At 72.1% G+C, this 8,141-nt stretch carries 7 protein-coding genes; 6 read left to right on the top strand and 1 reads right to left on the bottom strand.

Going from position 1 to position 8,141, the window contains the following annotated elements:
- The first annotated feature begins 85 nt into the window (after positions 1-85).
- The 5 genes from P1P70_RS35820 to P1P70_RS35800 all read left to right on the top strand — a co-directional run bounded on the left by P1P70_RS35820 (position 86) and on the right by P1P70_RS35800 (position 6,646).
- Positions 86-2,125 carry a bifunctional aldolase/short-chain dehydrogenase gene (locus P1P70_RS35820; protein WP_319245235.1) on the top strand — a complete coding sequence of 680 codons (2,040 nt, stop codon included), beginning with the start codon at positions 86-88 and terminating at the stop codon, positions 2,123-2,125.
- Positions 2,122-3,600, top strand: a complete 1,479-nt coding sequence (locus P1P70_RS35815; protein ID WP_319245233.1) for a rhamnulokinase family protein — start codon at positions 2,122-2,124, stop codon at positions 3,598-3,600. Before P1P70_RS35820 ends, P1P70_RS35815 begins: the two co-directional genes overlap by 4 nt.
- Before the next feature lie 150 nt (positions 3,601-3,750).
- The gene (locus tag P1P70_RS35810; protein ID WP_319245232.1) at positions 3,751-4,506 is read left to right on the top strand and encodes a (Fe-S)-binding protein; all 756 of its coding nucleotides are present in this window, start codon (positions 3,751-3,753) and stop codon (positions 4,504-4,506) included.
- The gene (locus P1P70_RS35805) at positions 4,503-5,990 is read left to right on the top strand and encodes a LutB/LldF family L-lactate oxidation iron-sulfur protein (protein ID WP_319245231.1); all 1,488 of its coding nucleotides are present in this window, start codon (positions 4,503-4,505) and stop codon (positions 5,988-5,990) included. Before P1P70_RS35810 ends, P1P70_RS35805 begins: the two co-directional genes overlap by 4 nt.
- Entirely contained in the window at positions 5,987-6,646 is a 660-nt protein-coding gene (locus P1P70_RS35800) for a lactate utilization protein C (protein ID WP_319245230.1), read from the top strand. The genes P1P70_RS35805 and P1P70_RS35800 overlap by 4 nt, the downstream gene beginning before the upstream one ends.
- Before the next feature lie 6 nt (positions 6,647-6,652).
- On the opposite strand, the gene P1P70_RS35795 is transcribed toward P1P70_RS35800, so the two are convergent.
- Positions 6,653-7,360, bottom strand: a complete 708-nt coding sequence (locus P1P70_RS35795; protein WP_319245229.1) for a UdgX family uracil-DNA binding protein — start codon at positions 7,358-7,360, stop codon at positions 6,653-6,655.
- Here P1P70_RS35795 and P1P70_RS35790 point away from each other — a divergent pair.
- Positions 7,350-8,141 (top strand): DMT family transporter (locus P1P70_RS35790; protein WP_319245228.1); only part of this gene is annotated, 792 nt, incomplete at its 3' end. The genes P1P70_RS35795 and P1P70_RS35790 overlap by 11 nt on opposite strands.

Genomic DNA, 8,141 nt, shown 5'->3' with positions numbered 1-8,141 from the left:
ATCTTAACAAAGTTTTTTCTCCGCCGGCGTAATTTTTTTAAAGAGGACGACCCCGTACTCATCACACCGTAAGGATTGATCGCACATGGCAACCCATCCCGAAGCCGCAGCTCTGCTCGCCCGGTCCCGGCGGCTCGGTGCCGATCCCCGGAACACCAACTACGCCGGCGGCAACGCCTCCGCCAAGGGCACCGACACCGATCCCGTCACCGGAGGTGATGTGGAGCTGATGTGGGTGAAGGGGTCCGGGGGCGACCTGGGCACCCTGACCGAGGCCGGGCTCGCCGTGCTGCGGCTGGACCGGATGCGGGCGCTCGTCGACGTCTACCCGGGGGTCGAGCGCGAGGACGAGATGGTGGCCGCGTTCGACTACTGCCTGCACGGCAAGGGCGGTGCGGCGCCGTCGATCGACACCGCGATGCACGGGCTGGTGGACGCGGCTCATGTGGATCATCTGCACCCGGACTCCGGGATCGCGCTCGCCTGCGCGGCCGACGGCGAGAAGCTGACCGCCGAGTGCTTCGGGGACAGCGTGGTGTGGGTGCCGTGGCGGCGGCCCGGCTTCCAGCTGGGGCTGGACATCGCCGCCGTGAAGCGGGAGAACCCGCAGGCCATCGGCTGTGTGCTCGGTGGGCACGGCATCACCGCCTGGGGCGACACCGCCGAGGAGTGCGAGAAGAACTCGCTGCACATCATTCGTACGGCCGAGGCGTTCCTGGAGGAGAAGGGGAAGGCCGAGCCGTTCGGGCCCGTCGTCGAGGGATACCAGGCCCTCGAAGCCGCCGCGCGTCGCGAGCGGGCCGCCGCTCTCGCCCCGTACGTCCGGGCCGTCGCCTCGCAGGACAGGGCGCAGGTCGGGCACTTCACCGACTCCGACGTGGTCCTCGACTTCCTGGCCGCCGCCGAGCACCCGCGGCTCGCCTCCCTCGGGACCTCCTGCCCCGACCACTTCCTGCGTACGAAGGTCCGCCCGCTGGTGCTCGACCTGCCGCCGACCTCCGACCTGGACGCGGCGATCGCCCGGCTGAAGGAGCTGCACGCCGAGTACCGCGAGGAGTACGCCGCCTACTACCAGCGGCACGCCGAGCCCGACTCCCCCGCGATGCGCGGCGCCGACCCGGCGATCGTGCTGATCCCGGGAGTGGGCATGTTCAGCTTCGGCAAGGACAAGCAGACCGCGCGGGTGGCCGGCGAGTTCTACGTCAACGCGATCAACGTGATGCGGGGCGCCGAGGCGGTGTCGACGTACGCGCCGATCGAGGAGTCGGAGAAGTTCCGCATCGAGTACTGGGCGCTGGAGGAGGCCAAGCTCCAGCGGATGCCGAAGCCCAAGCCGCTGGCGACCCGGGTCGCGCTGGTGACCGGGGCGGGCAGCGGGATCGGCAAGGCCATCGCGCACCGGCTCGTGTCCGAGGGCGCCTGTGTCGTCGTCGCCGACCTCAACGCCGACAACGCCGCCGCCGTCGCCGAGGAGCTGGGCGGGGCGGACAAGGCCGTCGCCGTGACCGTCGACGTGACGAACGAGCATCAGATCGAGGAGGCGTTCAAGGCCGCCGCGCTCGCCTTCGGCGGGGTCGACCTCGTCGTCAACAACGCCGGCATCTCGATCTCCAAGCCGCTGCTGGAGACGTCCGCGAAGGACTGGGACCTGCAGCACGACATCATGGCCCGTGGGTCGTTCCTGGTGTCGCGCGAGGCGGCGCGGGTGATGATCGCGCAGGGGCTGGGCGGCGACATCGTCTACATCGCCTCGAAGAACGCCGTCTTCGCCGGGCCCAACAACATCGCCTACTCCGCCACCAAGGCCGACCAGGCGCACCAGGTGCGGCTGCTCGCCGCCGAGCTGGGTGAGCACGGCATCCGCGTCAACGGGGTCAACCCGGACGGTGTCGTGCGCGGTTCGGGGATCTTCGCGGCCGGCTGGGGTGCCCAGCGCGCGGCGACGTACGGGATCCAGGAGGAGAAGCTCGGCGAGTTCTACGCCCAGCGGACCATCCTCAAGCGCGAGGTGCTGCCGGAGCACGTGGCGAACGCGGTGTTCGCGCTGACCGGCGGCGAGCTGACCCACACCACCGGTCTGCACGTCCCGGTCGACGCCGGCGTGGCCGCCGCCTTCCTCCGATGAGCGCGCGTGTGACCGGCGGGTCCGTGAAGTCGTACGCGGCGGTCGACCTCGGTGCGTCCAGCGGGCGCGTCATGGTCGGCCGCGCGGGGCGGGACTCGCTGGAGCTGGTCGAGGCGCACCGGTTCCCGAACCGGCCGGTGCGGACGCCCGAGGGGCTGCGCTGGGACGTGCTGTCGCTGTACGCGGGCGTCCTCGACGGGCTGAGGGCGGCCGGCGCCCTGGGTGGTGGCCGGGTCGACTCCGTCGGGATCGACAGCTGGGCCGTCGACTACGGGCTGCTGGACGCGGACGGGGCCCTGCTGGGCAATCCGGTGCACTACCGGGACGCCCGCACCGAGGGTGTCGCGGAGAAGGTGTGGGCGACCGTGCCCGCCGCCGAGCTGTACGCGGCGACCGGGTTGCAGTACGCGCCGTTCAACACGCTGTATCAACTGGTGGCCGCCCGGTCGTCCGCCCAGTTCGCTTATGCCGAGCGGTTGTTGCTCATTCCCGATCTGCTGACGTACTGGCTGACCGGGGAGCCGGGCACCGAGCTGACCAACGCCTCCACCACCCAGCTGATCGACCCCCGGACCCGTGACTGGTCGCGGGACGTCGCGGACCGGCTGGGGATCGACCTCGGTCTGTTCGCACCGCTGCGGCAGCCCGGCGACCCCGCGGGCCTGCTGCGCCCCGAGGTGCTGGAGGCCACGGGGCTCTCCGGCCCGGTGCCGGTGACGACGGTCGGGTCGCACGACACCGCCTCGGCGGTGGCGGCCGTGCCGGCGACCGGGGAGCGGTTCGCGTACATCTGCACCGGGACCTGGTCGCTGGCCGGTCTCGAGCTTCAGGCCCCCGTGCTGACCGAGGCGAGCCGGGCGGCCAACTTCACCAATGAGCTGGGGCTCGACGGCACGGTCCGTTACCTCCGGAACATCATGGGACTGTGGCTGCTCCAGGAGTGCGTACGGGACTGGGGGGACCCGGATCTCGGTGAGTTGCTGCGGGAGGCCGCGACGGTGCCCGCGCTGCGGTCGGTGGTGGACGCCGGGGACGCGGCGTTCCTCGCGCCCGGACGGATGCCCGAGCGGATCGCGCAGGCGTGCCGGGAGTCGGGGCAACCCGTCCCGGCGACACCCGCCGAGATCACCCGCTGCATCCTGGACTCGCTCGCCCTCGCCCACCGGCGGGCCGTCGCCGAGGCCCAGGCGCTGGCCGACCACCCCGTCGACGTCGTCCACATCGTGGGCGGCGGCACCCGCAACGCCCTGCTCTGCCAGCTCACCGCCGACGCCTGCGGGCTGCCGGTGGTGGCCGGACCGGCGGAGGCGGCCGCCCTGGGCAACGTCCTCGTCCAGGCCCGCACCCACGGCCTGGTCGGCGACCGGGCCTCGATGCGGCAGCTGCTCGCCCGCACCCAGCCGCTGGTGCGGTACGAGCCGCAGGGCGACCCGGCGGCCTGGCGCGCGGCGGAGGACCGGCTCGCCGGAAGGTGACGGGGCGGCCTCCCCCGCCGGGAGCTCCCCCGTCGACGATCGGCGCACGGATCAGCCCGTGTCCGCCGATCGTCACGCTGGGCCTCTCGCTCTTCGCGTTCGCGCGTCGTACTCTGCACTCATCCGATGACCGATCCCCTAGGAGCCGCGATGCGTGTCGCTCTGTTCCTGACCTGTGTCAACGACACGCTCTATCCGGACACCGGCCGAGCCGTGGTGAAACTCCTGGCCAGGCTGGGTGTCGACATCGACTTCCCGATGGGCCAGACCTGCTGCGGGCAGGCGCACTACAACACCGGGTACCGACGGGAGGCAGAGCCGCTGGCCCGGAAGTTCTCCGATGTATTTCAGGAGTACGAGGCGATCGTGACGCCGTCCGGCTCCTGCGGGGCGATGGTGCGGGAGCTGTATCCACGCATGGGTGAGCGGGCCCGGGCGGAGGGGCGCGGGGACGGTCTGGCGCGGACGCTGGCGCCGGTCGTGCCGAAGACGTACGAGCTGACCGAGTTCCTGGTGGACGTGCTGGGCGTGACGGACGTAGGCGCGTACTACCCGCACAAGGTGACCTACCACCCGACCTGTCACGGGCTGCGGGGCCTCGGCCTCGGTGAGCGGCCCCGGCGGCTGCTCGAGGCCGTGAAGGGGCTGGAGCTGGTGGAGTTGCCCGGGGCCGACGAGTGCTGTGGCTTCGGCGGCACGTTCGCCATGAAGAACTCCGACGTCTCGGCGGCGATGGGCGCGGACAAGGTGCGCAACGCCGAGTCGACGGGCGCCGAGGTGCTGTGCGCGGCCGACAACTCCTGCCTGATGCACCTCGGCGGCACGATGACCCGGCTGCGGACGGACCTGCGGCCCGTCCACATCGCGGAGATCCTGGCGAGCACGGAAGAGGAGCCGCTGGTATGAGCGGGACGTTCGTCGGTATGCCGGCGTTCCCTAAGGCCGCGCACGAGGCCGTCCACAACACGACCCTGCGCGGGAACCTGCGCCACGCCACCCACACCATCCGCGCCAAACGCGCGAGCGCGGTCGCGGAGGTGTCCGACTGGGCGGAGCTGCGCGAGGCGGGCAAGCAGATCAAGGACCACACGCTCCGTCATCTCGACCGGTACCTCGTGCAGCTGGAGGAGTCGGTCACGGCGGCGGGCGGCACGGTCCACTGGGCCGCCGACGCGGACGAGGCCAACCGGATCGTCACGTATCTCGTCAAGGCGACCGGCGAGAGCGAGGTCGTCAAGGTCAAGTCGATGGCCACGCAGGAGATCGGGCTGAACGAGGCGCTGGAGGCCGAGGGCATCCACGCCTACGAGACCGACCTCGCCGAACTCATCGTGCAGTTGGGCAAAGACCGGCCCTCGCACATCCTGGTCCCGGCGATCCACCGCAACCGGGGCGAGATCCGGGACATCTTCACCCGCGAGATGAGCGAGTGGGGGCGCCCCGCCCCCGAGGGCCTGACCGACACGCCGGCCGAGCTGGCGGAGGCGGCGCGGCTGCACCTGCGGGAGAAGTTCCTGCGGGCCAAGGTCGGTGTCTCCGGCGCCAACTTCATGGTCGCGGAGACCGGCACGCTGGTGGTCGTGGAGTCCGAGGGCAACGGCCGGATGTGCCTCACCCTCCCCGAGACGCTGATCTCGGTCGTCGGCATCGAGAAGATCGTGCCGACCTGGCAGGACCTGGAGGTGTTTCTCCAGACCCTCCCCCGCTCCTCCACCGCCGAGCGGATGAACCCGTACACCTCCACCTGGACGGGCACGACGGACTCCGAGACGGCTGACGGGCCGCAGACCTTCCACCTTGTCCTCATCGACAACGGCCGCACCGACACGCTCGCCGACGAGGTCGGCCGGCAGGCCCTGCGCTGCATCCGCTGTTCGGCCTGTCTCAACGTCTGCCCGGTGTACGAGCGGGCTGGCGGCCACGCGTACGGCTCGGTGTACCCGGGCCCGATCGGCGCCATCCTCAGCCCGCAGCTCCGGGGCACGGGAAGCGAGATCGACTCCTCACTGCCGTACGCCTCCTCGCTGTGCGGCGCCTGCTACGAGGTGTGTCCGGTCGCCATCGACATCCCGGAGGTGCTGGTGCACCTGCGGGAACGGGTGGCCCAGGGCGGCCCGGTGACGGAAGGGGGCAACAAGGTCGTGCTCAAGCCCGCGAAGGGGCACGCGGCCGAGCGGGCGGCGATGCGTGCGGCGCGGTGGGCGTTCAGCCACCCCGGCGCGCTGCGCACCGGACAGCGGCTCGCGTCCCGCACGCGCCGCTTCCACCCTCGTACGCTGCCGGGCCCGGGCAAGGCGTGGAGCGGCAGCCGTGATCTGCCCGCGCTGCCCCCCGAGCCGTTCCGGGACTGGTGGCAGCGGACTAACGGCGGAAAGGACACGGGCAAGTGAGCAGCAGGGATCTGATCCTGGGGCGGGTGCGGCGTGCCCTCGCCGACGTGCGCCGGGACGACACTCCGTACGAGCAGGCCGTGCGGCGGGACTATGTCCGTGAGCACGGCGGGCTGAGCGCCGACGAGACGGTGGAGTTGCTGGCGGAGAACCTGGCGGACTACCGGGCGCTCGTGCACCGTACGGACACGGACGGGCTGGCGGAGGTGATCGCCGGGCTGTTGCGCGCGCACGGCTCGAAGACGGTGCTGGTGCCGTCCGGGCTGAGCGAGGACTGGCTGTCGGCGACGGATCTGCCCCGGGTGCCTGACCGGGGCGAGAGCACCGCGCACGAGCTGGACCGGGTCGACAGCGTCGTCACCGCCTGCGCCCTCGCGATCGCCGAGACCGGCACGATCGTGCTGGACGGCTCCCCCGACCAGGGCCGCCGCCGGATCACCCTGGTGCCGGACCATCACGTCTGCGTCGTGCGCGTGCCGGACCAGGTCGTCTCGTCGGTGCCACAGGCCCTCGAACTCCTCGACCCGGCCCGCCCGTTGACATGGATCTCGGGCCCGTCCGCCACGAGCGACATCGAACTTGACCGGGTGGAGGGCGTGCACGGCCCGCGCACCCTGGAGGTGGTCTTGGTGACCGGGGGTGACGGCCAGGGCTAGGGACCCCTAGGGTCGAGAACGGGGTTCGCTCTCCGCCAACGCCTCGGCGGCCACCCTGAGGTCGGACACCAGTCCGGCGTACGCGGCGTCGCGGTCGTCGGCGCGAAGTACGGCGGAGGGGTGCAGGGTGGCGACCACGTACGCTCCCTCGGCTCCCCCGGCGGGCAGGGGCAGCAGCGTGCCGCGGTCCTTGGTGACCCGGAAGGAGCCGCCGAGCAGTGCCTTGCCTGCGGTGGCGCCGAGGGCCACCACGATCTCGGGTTGGACCAGGCGGAGTTCGGCGAGCAGCCAGGGGCGGCAGGCGGCGACCTCGCGCAGGTCGGGCGCCTTGTGGATACGGCGTTTGCCGCGGCCCGGGGGCCGCGTGAACTTGAAGTGCTTGACCGCGTTGGTCACATAGGCCGTGTCCCAGTCGATGCCGGCCTCGTCGAGGGCGCGCCGCAGCAGCCGCCCGGCGGGGCCGACGAAGGGCTCGCCCTGCCTGTCCTCCTGGTCCCCCGGCTGCTCGCCGACGAGCAAAAGCCGGGCGGAGCCGTCCCCCGTGCCGAAGACGGTCTGCGTGGCGTCCTCGTGCAGGGGACAGCCTTGGCAGTCGGCCGCGGCCCTGCGGTGGGCGGGCAGACCGCCGCGACCCGGGAGGAACGGCTCAGCGTCGTAGGCCCGCGGGTCCGGGGAGCGGGCCCTCGTCGGACTCGCGTGCTCGGTGGGACTCATCCGGGGACACCTCCTCGGGCGGAACCGGAAGCCTGGCCGGAGCGCTTCCCGTGCCGGAGCGCTCGGCGGCCCGGGTGCGAGCCGGGGCGGGGACCGCTCAGGACTGCTCGGAACCGCTTCCGAGTACCCCTTCCGCCGTCGCGATGCACCATGGACCGGCTCCCTTTGGGCACCCACGGACGAATGGCCGCCTTCCTCGCTCACGTCCGCCGCGCTGTACGGCATCGTCGACTTCGCCGGCGGGCTGTTGTCCCGTCGGGCGCACTTCACCGTGGTCACGTTGCTCGGCCAGGCGGGCGGCCTGCTGATGGCGCTCGTGGTGGCGTTCGCCGTACCGGCACCGGACGTACGGCTCCCGGACGTGCTGTGGGGTGCGGTCTCCGGGGTCGGGAGCGGGATCGCGATGACGTGTCTGAACCGGGGGCTGAGCCGGGGCAGCATGACCGTGGTGGTGCCGGTCAGCGCGCTCACCGGGGTCGCGCTGTCCGTGCTGTGCGGGGTCGTCCTCCTCGGTGACCGGCCCGGCGGTGCGGCGTGGCTGGGCATCTGCGTCACCGTTCCGGCGCTGTGGCTGGTGTCGTACGGCGGTGGGCCGGAAAGCCGGGAGGAGCCGGCCGGGAGCCGGCACGGTGACGCCCGCCCGACGGGGACCGGGAGCAGCCCCGGGCTCCGGTCGGGGGCGGCCCTGGACGAGCTGCTCGCCAGCCTGGGTGTGGCGGTGCAGTACCTCGGGCTGGCCCAGGCCGGCGCGGGCAGCCCGAGGTACTGCACCGCCACACCC

Origin of the sequence: Streptomyces sp. MB09-02B (assembly GCF_033794485.1) — a bacterium.
GTDB lineage: Bacteria > Actinomycetota > Actinomycetes > Streptomycetales > Streptomycetaceae > Streptomyces.
This window is presented reverse-complemented; position numbering and strand designations above follow the sequence as displayed.